The following is a 21,622-nucleotide window of genomic DNA, read 5'->3' as shown; positions in this document are numbered from 1 at the left end:
GCTCACCCCTTGGCAGGGGATTGGGGATCGGGCAGCGTGTAGCGGCGCCATCCCCGGCCCACTGCCGGCCGGACGATCGACGGGACCCCAGGCATGGACGACAGCAGCGAGCGCACACGCGACCCGGTGATCCTCCCGTCGGCCCTCCCACCGGCCGTGGAGCTTGCGCGCCCGGCCGGCGCCGGCCGCGACGAGTTGGCCGACGGGCTGCCGACGGCGGTCATCGCGCTGCGCGTGATGGAGGCGCTGAGCGGCGCCGACGGTGAACTGGGCGTGACCGAGCTGGCGCGCGAGCTGGGCATGCCGAAGGCGCGGGTGCACCGGCACCTGACCGCGCTGCGCGACCACGGCTATGTGGCGCAGAACCCGCGCACCAACCGCTACGGCATCGGCTGGCGGCTGTTCCTGCTGGGCCAGCAGCTCGTGCGGCGCTTCAACGTGGTGTCGCTGGCGAAGCCGGTGATGGAGGAGCTGCGGGACCGGGTCGAGCAGACCATCGTGATCTCCACCTTCACCGAGGACGAGGTGGTGGTTCTCGACTTCGTACCCGGCCGCAGCGCGCTGGAGATGGTGCTGCGGCCGGGCACGCGCTTCACCTTCAACTCGGTGGCGCAGGGCAAGATCGCGCTGGCCTTCGGCCCGCCGGCGCTGCTGCAGCGGCTGACCGCGGCACCGCTGCGGCCGAGCACGCCGCACACCGTCATCGACCCCGACCGGCTGACGCTGGAGGTGGAGATGGTGCGCCGCCGCGGCTGGGCTGACGCGCCGGAGGAGGTGTTCGCCGGCGTGAACGCCATCGCCGCCCCGCTCTTCCAGGCGGACGGCACGCTCTACGGCAGCCTCGCCGTGGTCGGTTCCATCCACTATCTGCCCAAGCCGCCGCGGGAGGAGACGGTCCAGTCCCTGCTCGCCGCCGCGACCAAGGTGTCCACCATCATGGGGTTCACCGGGCATCGCCTGTAGGGGGATGGTCCTACAGAGGATGGTTCGCCAAAACCGCCGTCGTTGACGTGGATCGCTTTGCATGCCTAAAGTTCCCTCGAAGCGACCTATAGAGGAGTCGCGACAAGGAGGGAACGGACCATCATGCCGGTGATCGATTTCCGCGTGCGCCCGCCCGTGCGGGGTTTCCTGGACACGCTGATGTACAGCAACGGCGCCCGCCGCGACGCCTTCACCCGCAGCGTCGGGTTCGAGCCGTCGCCCGCCGCGCAGTCCCAGTCCATGGAGTTGCTGCTGAAGGAGATGGACGAGGCCGGCGTGACCCGCGGCGTCGTGGTCGGGCGCTTCGCCGGGATGCTGGGCTCGGTGTCGAACGACGATGTGGCCGCGGTGGTGCGGGACCATCCCGACCGCTTCCTCGGCGTCGCCTCCATCGATCCTTCCGACCGGCGCCGTGCCATGGACACCATCCGCGACGCCATGAAGGCCGGTTTCAAGGCGATCAACATCGAGCCGGGCGCCTACCCGGTGCCGCTCTACACCGACGACCGCCGCCTCTACCCGATCTACGCGATGTGCGAGGATGAGAAGGTGCCGGTGGTGATCATGACCGGGGGCACCGCCGGGCCGGACCTCAGCTACTCCAACCCCATCCTGATCGACCGGGTGCTGGCCGACTTCCCGAAACTGAAGATGATGGCGGTGCACGGCAACTGGCCCTGGGTGACGGAGATCCTGCACGTCGCCTTCCGCCGCCCAAACTTCTACCTGTCGCCAGACATGTACTTCTCCCGCATGCCGGGATGGGAGGAGTATGTGAAGGCCGCGGACGGCTTCCTGGCCGAGCGCACGGTCTACGCCAGCTCCTTCCCCTTCTGCCCGTTGAAGGACTATCACGCGTGGTTCACCACGCTGCCGATCCGTCCGGAGAACATGGAGCGCGTGATGCACCGCAACGCGCTCGACTTCCTGGGCATGGAGTCGCTGTGAGGGCAGGGGAGGGGCCGCACCGCGGTTCCTCCCTCCACGCGCTCGCCGGGCCGTCAAGTGCGGGATGATGTTCCCCATCATTGAAATCATCATCCCGAAAAATTGTATGTTTGCCAAACGATCTTGTTGCGCTTCGTCCCAACCCGGCATAGCATCGTCTCCAGGGCAGCAGCCATGCCCCTCGTCCGGCCGGCCGATGCGCGCGGTCGCCGGCGCGACATCCCGCAAGACCCGAAGCGATAAGGAACGGACCGCCCCCGGAGCCGCCGACGCGGCTTGGCGGCCGCGCGCACCGGCACCATAACGGCCCCCGGCGACGCTGTCGGAGGGCCGGCTTGAGTGGGAGGAGACGATGAAGACACCGATCGATCTGGCGCAGGACGCCCGATCCGCCCGACGGCTGGGCGCGCTGACCGAAGAAACCCTCGACACCACCGACGACCTCGGCATCAAGCTCTCCGGCGTGTCCCGCCGCGACCTGATGCGCATCGCGTCCACGGTCGGCATCACCTCGACCCTGGCGGCGGCGGCCACCATGGGCGGTGTGTTCTCGGCCGAGGCGCTGGCCCAGACCGCCAACAGCGTCTACAACCGGCGCTACGCGGCACAGCCCAAGCAGGTGCTGACGCTCGGCACCATCTTCACACCCGAGCAGCACAACGTGCAGCGCGCCGGCGTGTGGGATTTCGTGCGCGACCTGGAGGACCGCACCGACGGCGCGCTCCGGGTGGAGATGCTGACCGGCGGCGGCGTCTGCGCCGAGCCGGTCTGCGTGCAGAAATCCATGGGCGGCGTTCTCGATATCGCCAGCTCGTCCACCCAGAACGCGTCGGGCGTCGCACCCTGGCTGAACGCGCTCGACTTCCCCTACATGTTCCGCAGCAACGCGCAGATCTACCATTTCTTCTTCAATCCCGCGTCGGAGAGGCTGTTCCGCAAGACCTTCCGCGAGCAGCACGGGATGGAGTACCTGTTCGGCCTGTGCGAGATGCGCAAGCTGTTCATGGGCGCCAAGTGGCGCGACAAGCCGCCGGTCACCAGCGTGACGCAGCTCGCCGGCACCAAGAACCGCGTCACCAACACCCAGCTCGGCCGCATCGCCATGCAGCTCATGGAGCTGAATCCGGTGCCGGTGGCCTGGGTGGAGACGCTGGATGGCATGAAGTCCGGCCTGATCGATGGGATGGAGACCTGGACCACCGCCTGCACCGCCTTCAACATGGCACCAGTGGTCTCGAAATACGTCGGCTTGAACTTCATCCCCGGCATCCAGCACGTGTCCATGCGGGTCAAGACGCTGGAAAAGATCGGGCCGGAACTGCGCGCGCAGGTGATGGAGAGCGCCTACCACACGCAGTCGACCGTCATGTACAACAACGAGGCGGGGCTGCGCATCCTCAGCGGCGAGATGGCGAACCCGCCGCCCGACACCATCCTGGGCAAGAACAAGGTCGAGATGAACTTCCTCTCCGCCGAAGCGCTGGACGAGGCCGAGAAGATCGCCAGCCCGACCCGCAAGGAATACGACAGCTGGCACGAGCGGCTGAACAAGATGGCGGGCTTCAACGTGTACGAGGCGATGCTGCCGGTCGTGCGCGAATACCCCGTGGACGGGCTGGCGATCAATGTCGAGCCGCGGCGCTGGTGGAAGGCCTGAGGCGGCGGGAGGGCGCCAGCGCCCTCCCTTCGGCCTGGGCACGGAGGGGGGCGCCGTCGTGAGCGCCCGCTCTGGCCCCCGCTCCGCCGGGCCATCGCCGGCCGGGCTCGCGCTCGGAGCCGTGCGGTGGCTCGACCGCAACCTTGAAAAATCGGTGCTGCTGCTGGCCTATTCGGCCTGTGCGGTGATCATCGCGGTGGAGGTGTTCCGCCGCTACGCGCTCTCGGTCCAGGCGCCGTGGAGCACGACCATCCCGGCCTACATGTTCCTGTGGGTCACCTGGCTGGGGGCGGCCTATGGCGTGAAGATCCGGGCGCATCTGAGCTTCGGCGAGGTGCGCGACCGGTTGTCGCGGCGCACGCAGTATCTGCTGATGCAGATGGATTACCTGCTGTACCTGGTCTTCGGGCTGGTGGTGATCCATTACTCCGGCGAACTGCTGTCCATGCAGATGGACAATTTCTCGGTCGTGCCCGGCACCGACGACGTCCCGCAATGGTGGTTCTACAGCGCCACGCCGGTGGGCTGGTGCCTGCTGCTGTTCCGGGTGTTGCAGAACGCGGTGATCGACTTCCGCGCCATGCGCACGGGGGCGCCGCTGAAGGTGCGCGGCGAACTGGCGCTCGACTGACCCATAACGCCGACCCGCGACAAGGGCGGCGGACCCGGGGGAACGGACGATGTCGGACACATTCCTGATCATTCTCACCACGGCGGCGGCGCTGGGGCTGTTCGTCTACGGCACGCCCATCTTCCTGCTGATGGGGCTGTGGGTGGTGGCGGCCCACCTCATCTACGACTTCTCGCTCGCCAACATCGGCATCAGCATGTTCGAGGGGCTGAACAGCTTCGCTCTGCTGGCCGCACCGCTGTTCATCCTGACCGGCGACCTGATCGCCGGCGGCGGCATCGCGCGCCGCATCACCGACTTCACGCTGGCGGCACTCGGCTGGCTGCGCGGCGGGCTGGGCATGGCGGCGATCACCGCCTGCGGCATGTTCGCGGCGATCAGCGGGTCGAACTCGGCGACCGCGGCCACCATCGGCTCCATCACCTTTCCCGCGATGCGCGACCAGAAATACGGGGACTCCTTCTCGGCGGCCACGGCGGCCTCCGGCGGGGTGGTCGGCATCATCATCCCGCCCAGCATCCTGTTCATCATCTACGGCTATCTGGTGAATGTGCCGGTCGGGGAGCTGTTCCTGGCCGGCGTGGGGCCCGGGCTGCTGATGGTGGCGGCGATGCTGCTGGCCTGCCACCTCGTCAGCCGCTTCCAGGGGCTCGGCACCATCATCCCGTTCCGCGCGCGCGAGGCGGCGCGGCGGACGCCCGGCATCGGCATTGCCATGGGAGCCGTCGTGCTGGTGCTGTGGGGCATCTACACCGGCGTCTTCTCGCCGACGGAGGCCGCGGCGGTCACCGTCGCCTACTGCCTGTTCGCCGGTCTGCTGCTGACTCGCGAACTGAGCCTGCGGGAATTGCCGCGCATCGTGCTGCGCAGCGCGATGATCGTCGGCATCATCATGCCGCTGGTCGCCGTATCCATGATGATGCAGGAGATCTTTTCGGTGATCGGCGTCAGCCGCGGCGTGCAGCAGATGCTGGCCGGCATCGGCGACTACACCGTGATCATGGCGATCTGCATGGTGGCGGTCCTGATCGCCGGCTGCTTCCTGGAATCGGTGCCGGTCACCATCATCCTGGCGCCCATCCTCGCCCCCGCGGCGGTGGCGGCCGGGGCCGACCCGTTCCATTTCGCCATCGTCTTCATGGTCGGGGCGGCGATCGGCTTCATCACACCGCCCTTCGGGCTCAACTTGTTCGTGGTGTCGAGCGTCACCGGCGTGCCCTATCTGAGAATCGCGCGGGCGGTGCTACCCTATCTGTTCGCGTTGCTGACGGCCTGGATCGTCATCGCCGCCTTTCCAATCCTGACGCTCTACGTCGTCCAGTTCGTCGGTCTGGCCGGCGGCGGGCTGCGATGAGGGGACGGGTCAATTCATTGGTTGACCGAACCAACATATTTTGAGACGATGATCCCGGTGATTGAAAGGAGTTTTCCATTGGATACGACCGAGCCGCTGAGCCATCCGCGCGCGGACGACGCCAAGGGAGACTCCGGCACCTTGCAGCGCGGGCTCGCCATCCTGCGCCTCTTGGCGGAGGCGCTGACCCCGCTCTCCTCCCGGGAGATCGCAGAGGCCGTCGGCCTCAACGACAGCACCACCCATCGGCTTCTGCAAACCCTGAAGGACGAGGGCTACGTCTGCCGCGACGAGGCCAAGCGGTATCACGCCAGCCCGGACGCGCTGCTGCCGCTCAGCCTCTACCACCCCCTGCACCAGTTGCGGCGGGAGGTGTCGGACACGCTGCGCGGCCTGCGCGACCAGTTGGGTATGACCAGCTCCCTGATCGTCTTCGTCGGCATCGAGCGGCTGGTGCTCGACATCTCGGCGGCGATCGACATCTCGCCCTACTACAACACCCACCTGACGGCCCCGCTGCACGCCTCGGCGTCGGGCAAGATCCTGCTGATGGGGATGCCGCGCCAGCGCCAGACCCAGCTCCTGGGGCCGGCGCCCTACCAGCCCTACACGCAACACACCATCACCGACGCCGGCGCGTTCCAGGAGGAGCTTGAGCTGACCCGCAGCCGCGGTTTCGCCTCCAACCTCGATGAGAATTTCGTCGGTCTGTGCGCCGCCGCCGCACCCGTCCACGCCATGGGTCGGGAGGGGCCGGTCGCCTGCCTGACGGTGGCCGGGGCCAGCGAGAAGTTCCAGGGCGACCGCCTGCCCGAGGTCGGGCGGGTGCTGCGCGAGCGTGCCGACCTGATCGCCGTCGCCTCGCCGGCGGTGCGCGCGGTGCGCACCATGTTCCAACGCTTCGGCTGAGCGCCCCTGCGGGTCATGCCCGCCACCGCCGGCCGGGTCGAACGACAAGGGAGGAGAGCGCCGATGAGGCGTGTCCTGATCGCCAACCGCGGCGAGATCGCGTTGCGCGCCATGCGCGCCTGCCGCAAGGCCGGTCTCGAATCCGTCGCGGTCCATTCGGAGGCGGACGCCGCCTCCCCCCACATCTGGGCGGCCGACGCCGCCGTCTGCATTGGCCCGCCCGCGGCGGCGATGAGCTATCTGCGCGAGGATGTGCTGATCGACGTCGCCCGCCGCACCGGCTGTGACGCGGTCTATCCCGGCTACGGCTTCCTGTCGGAGCGGGCCGGCTTCGCCGAGCGCTGTCGGTCGGCGGGCCTGACCTTCATCGGTCCGTCGCCCGAGGTGATCGCCGCGATGGGCGACAAGGCGGAGGCGCGGCGCCGGGTGGCGGCGTTGGGCGTGCCGGTGGTGCCGGGCTCCACCGGCACCTTCCGGACGGTCGATGAGGCGGTGGAGGCCGCCCGCTCCGTCGGCTTCCCGCTGCTGATGAAGGCGACGGCCGGCGGCGGCGGGCGCGGCATGCGGGTCGCCCGCTCGGTGGAGGAGTTCCGCACGCTGTTGCCCCAGGCGGTGGCGGAGGCGGAGGCCGCTTTCGGCAACGGCGAGGTCTATCTGGAGCGCTTCTTCGACCGTGTGCGGCATGTGGAGGTGCAGGTCTTCGGCGACCGCCACGGCACCGCGCGCCATGTGTGGGAGCGCGACTGCTCCGTCCAGCGCCGCCACCAGAAGCTGGTGGAGGAGGCGCCGTCCCCGGCGCTCGACCCCGCCGCCCGCCGCGCGATGTGCGAAGCCGCCGCCGCCATTGTGGAGGCGACCGGCTACGAGGGCGCCGGCACGGTGGAGTTCATCGTCGATGAGAACAGCGGGCGCTTCTTCTTCATCGAGATGAACACCCGCATCCAGGTCGAACACCCCGTGACCGAGATGCTGACCGGCCACGACCTTGTGGTCGAACAGCTCCGCGTCGCGGCGGGGGAGCGGCTGTCCATCCCCGCGGCCGGCTTGGCGCCACCGCCGGGCCACGTCATCGAATGGCGCATCTGCGCGGAGGACCCCGCCCGCAACTTCCAACCGTCGCCTGGCCGCATCACCACCTGGCGGCCGCCGAAGGCGTCGTGGCTGCGGTTCGACAGCCACGTCTATCCGGGCTACGCGGTGCCGCCGCACTACGATTCCATGATCGGCAAGCTGATCGTGCGCGGCGACAGCCGAAGCCAGTGCCTCGCCCGGTCCGCCGCCGCCCTCGACCAGTTCCTGGTCGAGGGCATCGCCACCACCATCCCGTTCCACCGGGACCTCGCGCGCCATCCGGACTTCGTGGCCGCGCGCGTGCACACCCGCTGGATCGAGGACGCCGCAGGGAGCATGCCATGCCCGGCGAAGGCCGCCTGACCCACGCCGCCGTCGACCGCATCCTCGCCCTGCTCGACGGCACGGCGGGACATGACATCGACCTTGCGGTCGACGGCCTCAGCCTGCGGGCGGAGGGCAGGGCGGCGGCACCATCCCGTTCGGTTGCGGCGGTGGAGCCCGTCGCCGCCTTCCCCGCACCGTTGCCGTCCGGCCCGCAGGCGGTGCTGGCGCCGCGCGCCGGGGGCATCACGCTGCCGGCCGGGCTGGTGCCGGGGCGTGCTGTCTCGGCCGACACCGACATCGCCACCATCGGCCCCGAGGGGGCCGGCGAGCTGGTGCGTGCGGGCGTCGCCGGCACCGTCACCGACCTGTTCGTCGCCGATGGCGACCTGGTCGAGTACGGCCAGCCGCTCGTCCGCCTCACCCCGGCCGCCTGACCCCGGCCGCCTAGGATCCGTCATGCTTCCCATCGAGTTCTTCCGCCGCGCTGCCGCGCGGACACCGGACGCCGTGGCCGTGGAAACGGCGGAGGGCACCGTCACCCACCGTGAGCTGGCGACCCGCGTGGACGCGCTGGCCGCCGCCCTCCAGTCGCTCGACCCTTCGCCCGGCAGCCGGGTGGGGCTGCTCGCCGCCAACGGCGAGCCTCATTTGACCGCCCTGCTGGCGATCCTGGCCGCCGGCAAATGCTGGGTGCCGCTCAACCCGCGCAACGGCGAGGCCGAGCTGCGCGCCATGGTCGACACGACCCGGCCGGGCATCATCATCGCCGACGCCGCCAACCGGTCCAAAGTGGCGGGCGCCAGCGGGATTCACCTTCTGCTGGGCGAGGACGATCCGGACGGCGGCCCGGCAACCGAGCGGCTGCTGGAGCGGTTCCGCGGCGCTTGCCCGCAGCGCCTTCACCCGCCGCTGGACGCCACCCAGGCCATCAAGTTCACCAGCGGTTCCACCGGCAAACCCAAGGGCGTGCAACAGTCGCACCGCAGTTGGAACTGCTTCACCGCCAACATCCTGGACGCCTTCGGCTTCGACGCCGACGAGCGCTTCCTGGTCGCCGCACCGCTGACGCACGGCAGCTCCTGCTTCGTGCTGCCGGTGCTGGCGCGCGGCGGCCGGCTGGTGCTGCTCGACCGCCCGAAGCCGCCCGACGTGCTGACGGCCCTCCGGGAGCGCGGCATCACCGCAACCTACCTGACGCCGACCATGATCTACATGCTGCTGGCCGAGCCGGGGGTGGGCGGGCGTGCCTATCCCGCGTTGCGGCACCTGATCTACTCCGGAGCGCCGATGCGGGCCGCCCAGATCCGGGCCGCGCAGGCGGTGTTCGGCCCCTGCATCGAGACCTGCTACGGGCAGGCGGAGGCGCCGCAGATGATCAGCGCCATGCGCGGGACGGAGTTCCTGGACGAGTCCCGGCTGGGCTCGGTCGGACGGCCCTGCCTGCTGACCGGCGTCGCCATCCTCGGCCCCGACGGCGCCGAACTGCCGGCCGGCGAGGTGGGGGAGATCGCGGTGCGCGGCGACCTGATCATGACCGGCTATCTCGACAACCCCGAGGCCACCGCGGCGGCCATCCAGGACGGCTGGCTGCGCACCGGCGACCTGGGGGTGCTGGACGCGGACGGCTACCTGTCGATCAAGGGCCGCTCGCGCGAGGTGATCATCACCGGCGGCTTCAACGTCTACCCCGCCGACGTGGAGGCGGTGCTGGGCCGTCACCCCGCCGTGCACGAATGCACGGTCTTCGGGGTGGAGGACGACAAGTGGGGGGAGGCGGTGCACGCCGCCGTGGAGCTGCACGCCGGCACAGAAGCGGGGGAGGCGGCGCTGATCGCCTTCGTCAAGGAAAGGCTGGACGGGGTGAAGGCCCCCAAACGGATTCACATCGTGCCCGAATTGCCGCGCAGCCCGGTGGGCAAGGTGCTGCGGCGCGAGGCCAAGGCGATGGTGACGGGAGGAACCGATGCGCGCTGACCACGACGAACCGACGGTCGAGGACATCAAGGCCATACTGGCGATCTTCCGGGAGTCCGGCTTCGCCGAACTGCGGCTCGACGTCGGCGCCACCCGCATCGCCGTGCGCAAGGACGGCGCCCTTCCGCGCGAGGGGGATGCGGCTCGCGCCGCACCTACGGCCGAAACCACCGCCCCGGCGGCGGCGCGCCCCGAACCTGTCCCCGCACCCAGGCCGGTTCCGGCCGCCGAGCCGGCGACCCTGGCGACGGACGGGCTGACGGCCGTGCGCTCCCCGGTGTCCGGCACCTTCTACCGTTCCCCCAGCCCCGGCGCCGATCCCTTCTGTGCGGTGGGCGACCGGGTGGAGGCGGGGACGACCGTCGCTCTGGTGGAGGTGATGAAGCTCTTCACCTCGATCCCGGCGGGCATGGCCGGCACCATCGTGCGCATCGTGCCGGAGAACGGCGCCATGGTGGAGGCCGGGCAGGAGATCCTGCTGATCCGCCGCGACGGGGAGGGCGGGGCATGAGGCGCACGGTTGGAATCGTCGATACCACCATGCGCGACGGGCAGCAGTGCCTGTGGGCCACGCGCATGTCGACCCGCGCCATGCTGCCGGTGGCCGAGGCGATGGACCGCGCCGGCTTCCTCGCCATCGAGCTGATGGGCGCGGTGCAGGTCGACGCCGCCGTCCGCTACCTGCGGGAGGATCCGTGGGAACGGCTGCGCGCCATCCGCGCCCGCGTCACCCGAACGCCGCTCCAGGCGTTGATCCGCAGCAAATGCGCATTGGGCTTCGACCTGCAGCCGGACGACATCGCCCGTCTGTGGGTGGAGCGGCTGGTGCGCAACGGCATCCGGCGCTTCGTCGCCTTCGATGGTCTGCACGACCTCGACAACCTCGCCGACGCGATGCTGCACGCCAAGTCGCTCGGCGCGTACACCACCGGCTGGCTGACCTTCAGCCACAGCCCGGTGCACACCGACGAGCTGTACGTCGCCAAGGCCCGCGCGTTCATCGAACGCTGCCAGGCCGACGCGGTGATGATCGAGGACGCCAGCGGCGTGCTGACGCCGGAGCGCGCGGCCACCCTGGTGCCGGCCCTGAAGCGGGTGATCGGCGACCGGCCTCTGGGTCTGCACAGCCACGGGCTGCTCGGCCTGCCGCAGCGGACCTACCTCGCGGCCGTCGATCGGGGTGTCGACAACCTCTACACCTGCATCCCGCCGCTGGCCGACGGCAACGCCCCGCCCAACGTCTTCACCACGCTGAACAACCTGCGCCACATGGGCCACGACTGCCGGGTGGACGCGGAAACGCTGCGCGATGTGGCCCGCCATTTTGCCGAGGTGGCGGAGCGGGAGGGAAAGCCGGCAGGCGCCCCCGCTGATTTCGACGCCGCCAGCTTCGACCACCAGATCCCCGGCGGCGTGCTCAGCAACCTGACCGCCCAGCTCAAGGCCGCCGGGCTGGAGCACCGGTTGCCGGAGGTGCTGGTGGAGTGCGGACGGGTGCGCGCCGATCTCGGCTGGCCGATCCAGGTCACGCCCTTCGCCCAGTTCATCGGGGTGCAGGCGGTGCTCAACGTCATCCAGGGCGACCGCTACGCGGTGGTGCCGGACGAGGTGAAGAAATACGCGCTCGGCCATTACGGCAAGCTGCTGTCGCCGGTGGACCCGGACGTGCTCGATCGCATCGTCGCGCGCGGCTCGCCGCACATTCCGCTGGAGCCGAAGCGGCCGGAACCGGCGCTTCCGGGACTGCGCCGCCGCCATCCCGGCGTAGACGACGACGAGCTGCTGCTGCGCCACTTCTTCGACCCGGCGCTGCTCGACGCCATGCGGGCGGGCATGGCCGACGACGCGGCGTTGTCGGCGGCCGGCAAGCCGCTGCTGCGGCTATTGAAGGAGGTCGCAGCACGGTGCGATCGGCGGCACGTGGTGGTGCAGACCGCCGGGATTCGCCTGGAACTGTCGATGTGAGCGGGGCAGGGCAATGGAGCGCGCGATGACCCGTCAGCCGGGCGGCGAGGCCGCCGTCACCGGAAGCTGCGCCGCGGCGGTGGACGCCGGGACGGAGATCCTGAGGGCCGGCGGCAACGCCGTCGACGCGGCCGTCGCCACGGCGCTGGCGGCCTGCGTCGCCGACCCCTGCAACACCGGGATCGGCGGCTACGGCGGCCACATGGTCGTGCTGACGCCGGAGGGGGAGGGCTGGTGCGTCGATTTCAACACCTTCGCCCCGCCCGGCGTGCCGGATGACCATCTGCGCACGGTGGAGTCCCGCACCGGGCCGGCCGTATCCACCATGCCATGCGTGGTCGCCGGCCTCGCCGCGGCGTTGACCCGGTTCGGCCGGCTGGACTGGGCGCGCGTCTCCACCCCTGCCATCCAGGCCGCTGAGACGGGGGTGGAAGCGAACCCGACCACCCGCGCCGCCTTCGCCCAGGTGCGGGGCCGCAACTTCGTCGGTGAAACGTTCGTGCTGGAGGAGGAGGGCGACCGGCTGGTCTTCCGGCAACCGGCCCTGGCCGCGACCCTGCGGCGCATGGCGGAGGATGGACCCGGCTGGTTCTACGACGGCCCCTTGGCCGGGCGCGCCGCGGAATCCTGGCGCAGCGCCGGCCTCTCCCTCGATCCCGCCGACTGGCGCGCGGTCCCGGACGCGGTGAGGATCGCGCCGGCGCCGCGGCTGCGCATCGCCGACGCCGATGTCTGGTCGGGGCCGCTCGGCACCAGCGGCTCGCTCTGCCTGTTCGGCATCCTGGCCGCCGCGGCCGACATCGGCCGGGATCTGCGCAGGCCGGAGGGGCTGGCGCGGCTGGCCGGGGCGATGGCGGCGGTGTGGTCCCACCGCTTCGGCCCGTCCGGCGGCAACGCGGTCGATCCGGCCGGCCTGCCGGACTGGATCCGGCGGGCGCTGTCGGGAATGCCGGGTTCCGGCCCGCGCCCCGGCGACGTCGGCCACACCTGCCACCTCAACACCCTCGACCATGACGGGACGATGGTGGCGATGACGCTGACCCACGGGCCCTTCTGGTTCGGCGGGCGGTGGGTGCTGCCCGGCACCGGCGTGGTGATGAACGCCGGCATGCCGCTGTTCCGCTGGGCCGACCCCGTGCACCGCGGCGGCCGGCGCTTCGCCGTGACCAACCTCGCGCCGACGCTGGTGCGGTGCGACGACGGGACACGCTGTGCCGCCGGCACGCCCGGCGCGCGCCGCATCCCCGGCATCGTGGCGACCACGCTGGCCCGCGCCCTGTGGGGTGGCTTCACACTTCCGGACGCGGTCTCCGCCGGCCGTCTGCACGCCGAAAGCCGCGACGCCGCCACCCTGGAGCGCACCCGCCACGAGCCCGCCGTGGAGGCCGCGTTTGCCGGTCGTTTTCGCAGCGTTGGAACGGAGGAATGGACGCAGTATTACGGCCCGCTCACCGCCATCCGCCGCGGCGCCGACGGCGCGGCCGAATTGGGGCTGGACGATCGCGAGGGTCCCGGCTTCGGGCGGGTGCTCGGGCGGTGATCGTCCAAATCCACCGTCAGCCCACCGCGATCCAGTCCGTTCGGGTCACGTCGAGCAGCACGAGGCTCCCGGTGAAGGGGCTGTCGTCACCGGCCTGATGGTAGAGGATCAGCGTGTCATCACCGCGCGCGTCGAGCCGGAACGACCCGTCGCCCAGGTAATCGCCCCGATTGATCGCGAAGTCGCCGGCGGCGAGTTGCACCACGCTGGTGCCGGGCGGGACGTCGGGGGCCAGCGTCACGTCGGTCACCAGTTCGGTGGCCCCGAACTCCAGCTCTTCCCCGGTGCGGTAGTCGGTGATGACGTCCATGACGCTCCGCACCACCTCGCCGGGGTCCAGCCGCCCGTTGGTGTCGTCCTGGACCGTGGCGCGGTTGCGGTTGCTGACGGAGAAGCTGTCGTGGCCCCGGCCGCCGGTGATCAGGTTGCCGGTGGCGACATCGCCGAACACCGAAACGCCGGCGCTGAAGGTCTCGAAACGGTCGTCGCCGGCCCCGCCGTCGAACCGGTTGTCGCGGAAACCGCCGCCACGCAGCAGGTCGTCGCCGGCGCCGCCGTGCACCCGGCCTTCGCTGATCCTCTGGCCGCCGATGGTCAGCGTGTCGTCACCGGTGCCGCCCGACAGGGTGTTGCCGCTGCCGAAGGCGGCGAGGTCGTCGTCTCCCGATCCGCCCTTCACTGTTGAATCGAATGCGATTCCCGACATGACGTCGTCACCGGCCCCGCCGCAGGCGGTGGATTCCCGGAACTGGTCGAACAGGACCGTATCGTCGCCGGTGCCGCCGAAGAGGCGGACGGAATTGCCTCCGGCGATCACCAGTTCGTCGTCCCCGGAACCGGCGTACACCGCGGAGTTGTCGGACCAGTCCGGCGTGTCGGACGACACGAACCGGTCGTCCCCACGACCGAGGCGATAGGTGGGCATGGTGTCGGTTCCCCCGGGAATACGGCGTCGGCTGCGCCGCTCGGGAACCACTCCACCAAAGCATTCACGCCAGCGGATGCCCCGCATAGGAACGTCTGCCGGAAGAGATAATCACCGGCGGCCGCCCTTCTCCAAACGACGAATTGTACCATAACTCTAAATAAGTGATTTTCTTCTGTAGGGGGGGTGGATTCAAATTCGAAGTGTGACTCTCTATTGATTTCAGTGGCTTACGCCGCGAGGGTTGCATGGGCACGCAGTATTCTCCCATCGACATGGTCGAGCGGCGGCTGAACCAGGAAGTGGTGGCGGCCGGTATTCCGGTGGCGGCGATCGCCCGTCGGTTGGGCCGGCACCGCTCGACGGTCCACCGGAAGGTCAGCCGTCGCCCAGCAAGCGCAGCACGGCGTCGCGATCCGGCAGGGCCGGGATGGCCCCGGCGGCCGTCGTGGACAAGGCGCCGGCCGCGTTGGCGAAGCGGCAGACCGGGCGCACGCGCTCGGCGGTGCAGGAAAAATCCGGCGTCTCCAGCATGCCGGCGAGAAGGGCGGCCATGAAGGCGTCGCCGGCACCGGTCGTGTCGACGGTCGGAACGGCGACGCCCGGCACATGCTCGCAGGCGTCACGCGTCAGGAAGGTGCAGCCGTTGCGCCCGTGCGTCACCACCAGAAGCCGCAGATCGTCGTGCCACAGGGATCGCCCGCCGTCATCCGGCACCGCCGAACCGGTGACGAAGACCAGCTCCTCGTCGCTGAGCTTGACCACGGTGGCGAGACCCGCGGCGCGCCGGATCATGCGGCGCGCCGTCTCCAGGTCCGGCCACAGGGCCGGGCGCAGGTTGGCGTCGAAGGAGACGATGCGCCCGTGGCGGCGTGCCGCCTCGACCGCCAGCAGGGTGGCCTCGCGCGCCGACGGGTCGATCAGGCCGATCGAGCCGACATGCAGCAGGCGGCTGCCCTCCACGGCCGGGAGGTCGAGGTCGCCGGGCCCGAAGCCCGTCATCGGCTCCCCATAGAACAGGAACTCGCGCTCGCCCGCGTTGTCGAGCGAGACGAAGGCGACCGGGGTCCGCGCACCGGGCACCAGCCGCAGCCGCCCGACATCGACCCCGCAACCGGCCAATGCCCCCGCCAGGAACCGGCCGAACCCGTCGGCCCCGGTGCGCCCCAGAAAGGCGCTCCGGACGCCGAGCCGCGCCAGCCCCGCCGCCACGTTCGCGGGGGCACCACCCGCCGCCGGAGTGAAGGCGCCGATGCCGCCCGCGGGCGCGCCGGGGCGGATCGGCATGAAATCGATCAGCACCTCCCCCATGCACAGGGCGTCGAACGCGTCGCCACCGGATTGCCGACTGGTCATGTCCATGCCGTCCCCGTCAGAGCGCGCCGTCGGTGTAGCGGGCCAGCACCGCCGCGGTGCCGTCGGTCCACAAGGCGCGGAGCGCGTGGGCGAACCGGTCACGGAAGGGCTCCGCCCGCCCGACCTCCCCGTACACTTCGGTCATGTCGAGCCACACGCCCGGCTCGGCGCGGGCCTGCCGGGCCGTCGCGGTGAGCCGGTCCCAGTTGGGATCGTTGGGCGCGATCGGGCGGCCGTTATCGGTCTCACCGAAGCAGTAGCGGCACCACAGGGCGGAGCCGAGCGCCAAGCCGTCGATGGAAGCGCCCGCCGTCAACCGGGCGGCCAGGGTCGGCACGATGAATTTCGGCTGCCGGTTGGAGCCGTCCAGGCAGAGGCGGCGGATGGTGTCCTTGATCTTGGGGTTGGCGAAGCGCCGCTGGATCACGTCGAAATAGGCGCCAAGGTCGGTGTCCGGCACCGGCGGCACCGTCGGGATGATCTCCTGGCGCTCCACCCTCTCAAGGAAGCGGCGGATGAGCGGGGTTTCCATGGCCTCGTGCGCGAACTCGACGCCGAGAAGACCGGCCGGGTAGGCGATCAGCGCGTGGCCGCCGTTGAGGATGCGGATCTTCATCGTCTCGAACGGGGTCACGTCCGGCACGAACTGGACGCCCACCTCCTCCAACCGCGGGCGGCCCGCGACGAAGCGGTCCTCCAGCACCCACTGCGTGTAGTCCTCGCAGAACACCGGGGCCGCATCGCGGATGGCGAAGTCGCGGGCCAGCGTCTCGCGCTCATGGGGACCGGTCGCCGGCGTGATGCGGTCCACCATGCCGTTGGGGAAGGCGACGGCGGTCGCGATCCAGTCGGCCAACCCGGGATCCGACAGCCGGGCGAGCCCCGTCACCGTGTTGCGGGTGACGACGCCGTTGTGGGGGATGTTGTCGCAGGACATGACGGTGAAGGGCGCCACCCCCGCCGCGCGGCGCCGGGCAAGCCCGGCCAGGATCAGCCCGAAGATGGTCGCCGGCCGGTCGGGCGCCGCCGCGTCGGCCCGGATGGCGGGGTGTTCGGGGTCGAAGCGGCCGGCCGCGTCGATGAAGTAGCCGCCCTCGGTGACGGTCAGCGACACGATGCGGATCGCCGGATCGGCCAGCCGGCCGATGATGGCGTCGGCGTCCCCCACCGGCAGCATCCCGACCATGGCGCCGGTGACGCGGGCGCGGCTTTCGCCGGCCGACTGCTCGACGACGGTGGTCAGCCAGTCCTGCGCCTCCAGCGCGTCGCGCATGCGCGCGTCCGAGGGCATGACCCCGGCGCCGAGGATCGCCCAGTCGTGATCCCGCCCCCGGTCGAACAGGGTGTCCAGATAGACCGCCTGGTGCGCGCGATGGAAGTTGCCGACACCGAAATGCAGGATGCCGGCGGTGAGGCCCGCGCGGTCGTAGCCGGGCACCGACGCCGTGGCGGCGATGGCCGGCAGCGCGCCGGCCGACAGTTGCGTGGTCATTCCGATCCCCTGGGGTTGCTTGCTCCGACGGCCGCCGCGGCACCGGCGCGATCCTGGCCGGTGCCGGCGATCGCCATCCCCTCCGCGTCGAAGCGGTGCAGCTTGCCCGGCTGCGGCGTCAGCCACACCCGGTCGCCGTGATGCACCGGGAACTCCCCGCCGGCCCGCGCCACCAGCGTTCCCACCCCGTCGGCCTGGACATAGACGAAGGTGTCGGAGCCCAGATGCTCCGACACGGTGACCGTCCCGCACCAGCGGCCGCCCGTGGTGGACAGGGCCAGATGCTCGGGCCGGACGCCGATGGTCGCGGCCCCGTCCTCGCCCGCCGCCGTGCCGTCGATGAAATTCATCCGTGGCGACCCGATGAAGCCGGCGACGAAGCGGTTGCGCGGTCGTGAGTAGAGTTCGAGCGGCGAGCCGACCTGTTCGATGCGCCCGGCGTTGAGCACCACGATCTTGTCGGCCATCGTCATGGCCTCCACCTGGTCGTGGGTCACGTAGATCATCGTGGTCGCGAGGCTGCTGTGCAGTTCGGAGATCTCGATGCGCATGTTCACGCGCAGCGCAGCGTCCAGGTTGGACAGCGGCTCGTCGAACAGGAAGGCCGCCGGCTCCCGCACGATGGCCCGCCCGATCGCCACCCGCTGCCGCTGCCCGCCGGAGAGCTGCCCCGGCCGGCGATCGAGATAGGGGGTCAGGTTCAGCACCCCGGCCGCCGCCTCCACCTTGCGGTCGATGGTCGCCTTGTCGAGGCGCGCCATCTTGAGCGGAAAGGCGATGTTGTTGCGCACGGTCATGTGCGGGTAGAGGGCGTAGGACTGGAACACCATGGCCAGCCCGCGGTGGGCCGGCGGGATGGCGGTGGCGTCCTTCCCGTCGATCTCGATCACGCCGGAGGACACGTCCTCCAGCCCGGCGATCAGGCGGAGCAGCGTGGACTTGCCGCAGCCGGACGGGCCGACGAACACCACGAACTCGCCGTTGGCGATGGTCAGGTCGAGCGGCGGGATGACGGACACCGCGCCGAACGACTTCGTCACCCCTTTCAGGACGATCTCACCCATGCGGGGTCTCCCTATTTCACGGCGCCGAAGGTCAGCCCGCGGACGAGCTGCTTCTGGCTGAACCATCCGAGGATCAGGATCGGCGCCACGGCCATGGTCGAGGCCGCCGAGAGTTTCGCGTAGAACAGCCCCTCCGGGCTCGAATAGCCGGCGATGAAGGCGGTGAGCGGGGCCGACTGCGACGCCGACAGGTTCAGCGTCCAGAACGCCTCGTTCCAGGCCAGGATGACGTTGAGCAGCAGCGTCGAGGCGATGCCGGGCACCGCCATCGGCAGCAGCACGTGCAGGATCTCGGACTTGAAATCGGCCCCGTCCATGCGGGCGGCCTCCAGGATCTCGGCCGGGATCTCGCGGAAATAGGTGAACAGCATCCACACGATGATCGGCAGGTTGATCAGCGTCAGCACGATCACCAGCCCGATCCGGCTGTCGAGCAGCCCGGCGTCGCGGAACAGCAGGTAGATCGGGATCAGCACGCCCACCGGCGGCAGCATCTTGGTGGACAGCATCCACATCAGCACGTCCTTGGTCCGCCGTCCGGGGACGAAGGCCATGGACCAGGCGGCGGGGACCGCCACCAGAAGGCCGATCAGGGTGGAGCCCACGGAGATGATGACCGAGTTGAGGAAGTGCCGGAAATAGTCCGAGCGCGACTGCACCTCGGCGTAATTCGCGAGCGTCCAGTCGAAGGCGAGGAAGGACGGCGGGGAGGCGATGGCCTCCGCTTCGGTCTTGAAGCTGGTGAGCGCCGTCCACAGGATCGGGAAGAAGATCAGCAGCCCGACCGTCCAGGCGACGACGGTGACGACCAGCTTGCGGCGGGTGGATACGGCGCGCGCCATGGCTCAGATGTCCAGGTTCCGGCCGATCATCCTCATCAGGAAGATGGCGACGAGGTTGGCGAGGATGACGGCGACGATGCCGCCCGCGGAGCCGCCGCCGACATCGAACTGCAGCAGCGACTGGGCATAGACCAGGAAGGTGATGTTGGTGGTCGCGGTGCCCGGCCCGCCGTTGGTGGTCACCAGGATTTCGGCGAAGACCGACAGCAGGAAGATGGTCTGGATCAGCGTCACCACCGTCATCGCCCGGGCCAGATGCGGCAGGATGATGTGGATGAAGCGGTCGAGGGGCCCGGCCCCGTCCATCTCCGCCGCTTCCAGCCGCTCGCTGTCCAGCGACTGCAGCGCGGTCAGCAGGATCAGCGTGGCGAAGGGCAGCCACTGCCACGCCACGATCACGATGATCGAGGCGAGCGGGATCTGAGCCAGGAAATCGACGGGCGGCAGCCCCAGCCCCTTGGCCAGGCTGGCGAACAGGCCGTTGACCGGGTTCATGAACATGTTCTTCCACACCAGCGCCGAGACGGTCGGCATGACGAAGAACGGCGCGATCACCAGCAGCCGGACCACGCCCCGCCCCCAGAAGGGCTGGTCGAGCAGGAGCGCCAGCGCGGTGCCGCCGGCGATGGTGATGACCAGCACCCCCCCGACCAGCAGCAGCGTGTTCCACAGCGCGGCGAAGAAGGCGGGATCGGTCAGGAAGTATTCGTAGTTCAGGAACCCGATCCACGCCTCGTCGCCCGGCATCAGCAGGTTGTAGCGCTGGAACGAGAAGTAGAGGGTCATCGACAGCGGGATCAGCATCCAGCCGAGCAGCAGCACGACGGCGGGTGCCATCGTCAGCCGCGCGGCGGCGCGCGAGTGGGCGGTGGCCATGGCTCGACCCTTGACGGAGGTTGCGATCTGGGCGCCGGGCACGTCGATGGAACGGGGCCGGCGCCCCGCCGGCTACTTGATGTAGCCGGCCTTCGTCATTTCGCGGGTGGTCAGGGCCTGCGCGCTCTGGAGCGCCTGCTCCGCCGTCATCTGGCCAGCCAGCGCAGCCGAGAAGACCTGCCCGACGGCGGTACCGATGCCCTGGAACTCCGGGATCGCCGCATACTGGACGCCGGTGTACGGCACCTCCTCGACCGTCGGATGCTTGGGATCGGCCGCCTGGATCGACTTCAGCGTCATCTGGGCGAAGGGGGCCGCCTGCTGGTACTGCGGATTCGCGTAGAGCGAGCTGCGGGTGCCGGGCGGCACGTTGGCCCAGCCCTCCTCCTTGGCGACCAGCGCGATGTACTCCTTGGAGGTCGCCCAGGCGATGAAGGTCTTGGCGGCTTCGGCTTTCTTGCTGCCGGCGGGCACCGCCAGCGTCCACGCCCACAGCCAGTTGGACCGCTTGCCGAGCCCGTTGTCGGGAGCGAGCGCGAAGCCGACCTTGTCGGCCACCTTGCTCTCGGCCGGGTTGGTGACGAAGGAGGCGGCGACGGTGGCGTCGATCCACATGCCGCACTTGCCGGTCTGGAACAGCGCGAGGTTCTCGTTGAAGCCGTTGGACGAGGCACCCGGTGGGCCGGCGTCCTTCATCAGCCCGAGATAGGTGGTGATCGTCTGCTTCCAGGGGTCGGTGTTGAACTGCGGCTTCCAGCCCATGTCGAACCAGCGCGCGCCGTAGGAATTGGCCATGGCCGACAGGAAGGCCATGTTCTCGCCCCAGCCCGCCTTGCCGCGCAGGCAGATGCCATAGATCTCCTTGCTCTTGTCGGTGATCTTGCGCGCGGCGTCGGCGATGAAGGACCAGCTCGGCGCCTCCGGCATGGTCAGCCCGGCCTTCTCGAAGAGGTCCTTGCGGTACATCACCATCGAACTTTCGCCGTAGAAGGGCGCCGCGTAGAGCGTGCCGTCGATGGTCAGCCCGCTGCGGATCGACGGCAGCAGATCGTCGGCGTCATAGGTCGGCCCCAGCTTGTCAAGGGAGAGCAGCCATTTCTTGGCGCCCCAGATCGGCACCTCGTAGGTGCCGATCGTCATCACGTCGTACTGGCCGCCCTTGGTGGCGATGTCGGTCGTCACGCGCTGGCGCAGCACGTTTTCCTCGAGCGTCACCCAGTTCAGCGTGATGTCCGGATGCGCGGCGGTGAAGTGGCCCGCCAGCTTCTGCATGCGGATCATGTCGCCGTTGTTGACCGTGGCGATGGAGATCGTCTCGGCGTGCACGGACGTGCCGAGGAGCGCGGCCACCGCCGCGCCGGTCAGGGAAAGCGCGCTTCTCATCGTTATCCTCCCGCTTGTCCTTTGTCGTTGGCCCGATGGGGGCTTGGCATCGCCGGCGCGTCCGCCCTCGCGGGGAGCGCCAAGGCGCGGCCCCCGTTGTCCGGGGCCACCCCACAATCCGGTTGAAGCCGATGCGGCGACTATACACGCCGCAAAATGCTTCGCGCAACGATTAAATCATATTGCTTTCCATATTGGCCGGCTCGACCGGCGTTTTATGCCCGTGGCGGGCGCACTGATCGGCTCTCCGCCCTGAAATCGCACCGTTCTCTCTCAACGACCATCCCGAATCCCTGGGATCTCCGCCCGATAAATCACTTTGGT

At 69.8% G+C, this 21,622-nt stretch carries 19 protein-coding genes and 1 pseudogene; 13 read left to right on the top strand and 7 right to left on the bottom strand.

The features are described 5' to 3' along the window. Positions 1 to 93: 93 nt before the first annotated feature. From HL658_RS23805 to HL658_RS23750, 12 genes are all read left to right on the top strand, one after another. Entirely contained in the window at positions 94 to 963 is an 870-nt protein-coding gene (locus tag HL658_RS23805; RefSeq protein WP_180284366.1) for an IclR family transcriptional regulator, read from the top strand. Positions 964 to 1,086: 123 nt separating this feature from the next. Beyond that, entirely contained in the window at positions 1,087 to 1,932 is an 846-nt protein-coding gene (locus HL658_RS23800; RefSeq protein ID WP_180284365.1) for an amidohydrolase family protein, read from the top strand. Between the two features lie 352 nt (positions 1,933 to 2,284). Next, entirely contained in the window at positions 2,285 to 3,589 is a 1,305-nt protein-coding gene (locus HL658_RS23795) for a TRAP transporter substrate-binding protein (RefSeq protein ID WP_180284364.1), read from the top strand. Positions 3,590 to 3,647: 58 nt separating this feature from the next. Beyond that, positions 3,648 to 4,220, top strand: a complete 573-nt coding sequence (locus HL658_RS23790) for a TRAP transporter small permease subunit (protein ID WP_180284363.1) — start codon at positions 3,648 to 3,650, stop codon at positions 4,218 to 4,220. A gap of 49 nt (positions 4,221 to 4,269) precedes the next feature. Beyond that, positions 4,270 to 5,574, top strand: a complete 1,305-nt coding sequence (locus tag HL658_RS23785) for a TRAP transporter large permease (RefSeq protein ID WP_180284362.1) — start codon at positions 4,270 to 4,272, stop codon at positions 5,572 to 5,574. A gap of 78 nt (positions 5,575 to 5,652) precedes the next feature. Continuing rightward, on the top strand, positions 5,653 to 6,483 hold the full coding sequence (locus tag HL658_RS23780; RefSeq protein WP_180284361.1) for an IclR family transcriptional regulator: 831 nt from the start codon (positions 5,653 to 5,655) through the stop codon (positions 6,481 to 6,483). Between the two features lie 63 nt (positions 6,484 to 6,546). Beyond that, complete coding sequence (locus HL658_RS23775) at positions 6,547 to 7,917, top strand: acetyl-CoA carboxylase biotin carboxylase subunit (protein ID WP_180284360.1); 1,371 nt, start codon at positions 6,547 to 6,549, stop codon at positions 7,915 to 7,917. Continuing rightward, positions 7,896 to 8,315, top strand: a complete 420-nt coding sequence (locus HL658_RS23770) for a biotin/lipoyl-binding protein (RefSeq protein ID WP_180284359.1) — start codon at positions 7,896 to 7,898, stop codon at positions 8,313 to 8,315. The genes HL658_RS23775 and HL658_RS23770 overlap by 22 nt, the downstream gene beginning before the upstream one ends. 22 nt (positions 8,316 to 8,337) lie before the next feature. After that, entirely contained in the window at positions 8,338 to 9,855 is a 1,518-nt protein-coding gene (locus HL658_RS23765) for a class I adenylate-forming enzyme family protein (RefSeq protein WP_180284358.1), read from the top strand. Continuing rightward, positions 9,845 to 10,366 carry an acetyl-CoA carboxylase gene (locus HL658_RS23760; RefSeq protein WP_180284357.1) on the top strand — a complete coding sequence of 174 codons (522 nt, stop codon included), beginning with the start codon at positions 9,845 to 9,847 and terminating at the stop codon, positions 10,364 to 10,366. The genes HL658_RS23765 and HL658_RS23760 overlap by 11 nt, the downstream gene beginning before the upstream one ends. Next, entirely contained in the window at positions 10,363 to 11,820 is a 1,458-nt protein-coding gene (locus tag HL658_RS23755) for a pyruvate carboxylase subunit B (RefSeq protein ID WP_180284356.1), read from the top strand. The genes HL658_RS23760 and HL658_RS23755 overlap by 4 nt, the downstream gene beginning before the upstream one ends. A gap of 25 nt (positions 11,821 to 11,845) precedes the next feature. Further along, positions 11,846 to 13,360, top strand: coding sequence for a gamma-glutamyltransferase (locus HL658_RS23750; protein ID WP_180284355.1), 1,515 nt, complete (start codon positions 11,846 to 11,848; stop codon positions 13,358 to 13,360). Positions 13,361 to 13,376: 16 nt separating this feature from the next. Here the strand turns inward: HL658_RS23750 and HL658_RS23745 are convergent, their stop codons facing one another. Next, on the bottom strand, positions 13,377 to 14,285 hold the full coding sequence (locus HL658_RS23745; protein ID WP_180284354.1) for a calcium-binding protein: 909 nt from the start codon (positions 14,283 to 14,285) through the stop codon (positions 13,377 to 13,379). Positions 14,286 to 14,533: 248 nt separating this feature from the next. Between HL658_RS23745 and HL658_RS38250 the strand changes: the two are divergent. Further along, positions 14,534 to 14,623 (top strand): annotated as a pseudogene (locus HL658_RS38250) (hypothetical protein); the annotation flags it as partial. Between the two features lie 40 nt (positions 14,624 to 14,663). On the opposite strand, the gene HL658_RS23740 reads toward HL658_RS38250, so the two are convergent. From HL658_RS23740 to HL658_RS23715, 6 genes are all read right to left on the bottom strand, one after another. Then, entirely contained in the window at positions 14,664 to 15,641 is a 978-nt protein-coding gene (locus tag HL658_RS23740; RefSeq protein WP_180284353.1) for a PfkB family carbohydrate kinase, read from the bottom strand. A gap of 16 nt (positions 15,642 to 15,657) precedes the next feature. Further along, the gene (locus tag HL658_RS23735; RefSeq protein WP_180284352.1) at positions 15,658 to 17,133 is read right to left on the bottom strand and encodes a mannitol dehydrogenase family protein; all 1,476 of its coding nucleotides are present in this window, start codon (positions 17,131 to 17,133) and stop codon (positions 15,658 to 15,660) included. Continuing rightward, positions 17,130 to 18,197 (bottom strand): ABC transporter ATP-binding protein, encoded by a 1,068-nt coding sequence (locus HL658_RS23730; RefSeq protein WP_180284351.1) that lies wholly within the window; start codon positions 18,195 to 18,197, stop codon positions 17,130 to 17,132. Before HL658_RS23730 ends, HL658_RS23735 begins: the two co-directional genes overlap by 4 nt. Positions 18,198 to 18,208: 11 nt before the next feature. Next, entirely contained in the window at positions 18,209 to 19,039 is an 831-nt protein-coding gene (locus tag HL658_RS23725) for a carbohydrate ABC transporter permease (protein ID WP_180284350.1), read from the bottom strand. A gap of 3 nt (positions 19,040 to 19,042) precedes the next feature. Continuing rightward, positions 19,043 to 19,915, bottom strand: a complete 873-nt coding sequence (locus tag HL658_RS23720) for a carbohydrate ABC transporter permease (protein WP_180284349.1) — start codon at positions 19,913 to 19,915, stop codon at positions 19,043 to 19,045. Between the two features lie 72 nt (positions 19,916 to 19,987). Then, on the bottom strand, positions 19,988 to 21,298 hold the full coding sequence (locus tag HL658_RS23715; RefSeq protein WP_180284348.1) for an ABC transporter substrate-binding protein: 1,311 nt from the start codon (positions 21,296 to 21,298) through the stop codon (positions 19,988 to 19,990). Positions 21,299 to 21,622 lie beyond the last annotated feature (324 nt).

This window comes from Azospirillum oleiclasticum, assembly GCF_013423485.1.
Classification (GTDB): domain Bacteria; phylum Pseudomonadota; class Alphaproteobacteria; order Azospirillales; family Azospirillaceae; genus Azospirillum; species Azospirillum oleiclasticum.
The sequence above is the reverse complement of the archived record's forward strand: the minus strand, read 5'-3'. Positions and strand labels throughout refer to the sequence as shown.

What these genes read in the sequence shown, in the direction of transcription:
- HL658_RS23805 (WP_180284366.1), top strand. Translation starts at nt 94, where the DNA reads ATGGACGACAGCAGCGAGCGCACACGCGACCCGGTGATCCTCCCGTCG.
- HL658_RS23800 (WP_180284365.1), top strand. Translation starts at nt 1,087, where the DNA reads ATGCCGGTGATCGATTTCCGCGTGCGCCCGCCCGTGCGGGGTTTCCTG.
- HL658_RS23795 (WP_180284364.1), top strand. Translation starts at nt 2,285, where the DNA reads ATGAAGACACCGATCGATCTGGCGCAGGACGCCCGATCCGCCCGACGG.
- HL658_RS23785 (WP_180284362.1), top strand. Translation starts at nt 4,270, where the DNA reads ATGTCGGACACATTCCTGATCATTCTCACCACGGCGGCGGCGCTGGGG.
- HL658_RS23775 (WP_180284360.1), top strand. Translation starts at nt 6,547, where the DNA reads ATGAGGCGTGTCCTGATCGCCAACCGCGGCGAGATCGCGTTGCGCGCC.
- HL658_RS23770 (WP_180284359.1), top strand. Translation starts at nt 7,896, where the DNA reads ATGCCCGGCGAAGGCCGCCTGACCCACGCCGCCGTCGACCGCATCCTC.
- HL658_RS23765 (WP_180284358.1), top strand. Translation starts at nt 8,338, where the DNA reads ATGCTTCCCATCGAGTTCTTCCGCCGCGCTGCCGCGCGGACACCGGAC.
- HL658_RS23760 (WP_180284357.1), top strand. Translation starts at nt 9,845, where the DNA reads ATGCGCGCTGACCACGACGAACCGACGGTCGAGGACATCAAGGCCATA.
- HL658_RS23755 (WP_180284356.1), top strand. Translation starts at nt 10,363, where the DNA reads ATGAGGCGCACGGTTGGAATCGTCGATACCACCATGCGCGACGGGCAG.
- HL658_RS23750 (WP_180284355.1), top strand. Translation starts at nt 11,846, where the DNA reads ATGACCCGTCAGCCGGGCGGCGAGGCCGCCGTCACCGGAAGCTGCGCC.
- HL658_RS23745 (WP_180284354.1), bottom strand. Translation starts at nt 14,285, where the DNA reads ATGCCCACCTATCGCCTCGGTCGTGGGGACGACCGGTTCGTGTCGTCC.
- HL658_RS23740 (WP_180284353.1), bottom strand. Translation starts at nt 15,641, where the DNA reads ATGACCAGTCGGCAATCCGGTGGCGACGCGTTCGACGCCCTGTGCATG.
- HL658_RS23735 (WP_180284352.1), bottom strand. Translation starts at nt 17,133, where the DNA reads ATGACCACGCAACTGTCGGCCGGCGCGCTGCCGGCCATCGCCGCCACG.
- HL658_RS23730 (WP_180284351.1), bottom strand. Translation starts at nt 18,197, where the DNA reads ATGGGTGAGATCGTCCTGAAAGGGGTGACGAAGTCGTTCGGCGCGGTG.
- HL658_RS23725 (WP_180284350.1), bottom strand. Translation starts at nt 19,039, where the DNA reads ATGGCGCGCGCCGTATCCACCCGCCGCAAGCTGGTCGTCACCGTCGTC.
- HL658_RS23720 (WP_180284349.1), bottom strand. Translation starts at nt 19,915, where the DNA reads ATGGCCACCGCCCACTCGCGCGCCGCCGCGCGGCTGACGATGGCACCC.
- HL658_RS23715 (WP_180284348.1), bottom strand. Translation starts at nt 21,298, where the DNA reads ATGAGAAGCGCGCTTTCCCTGACCGGCGCGGCGGTGGCCGCGCTCCTC.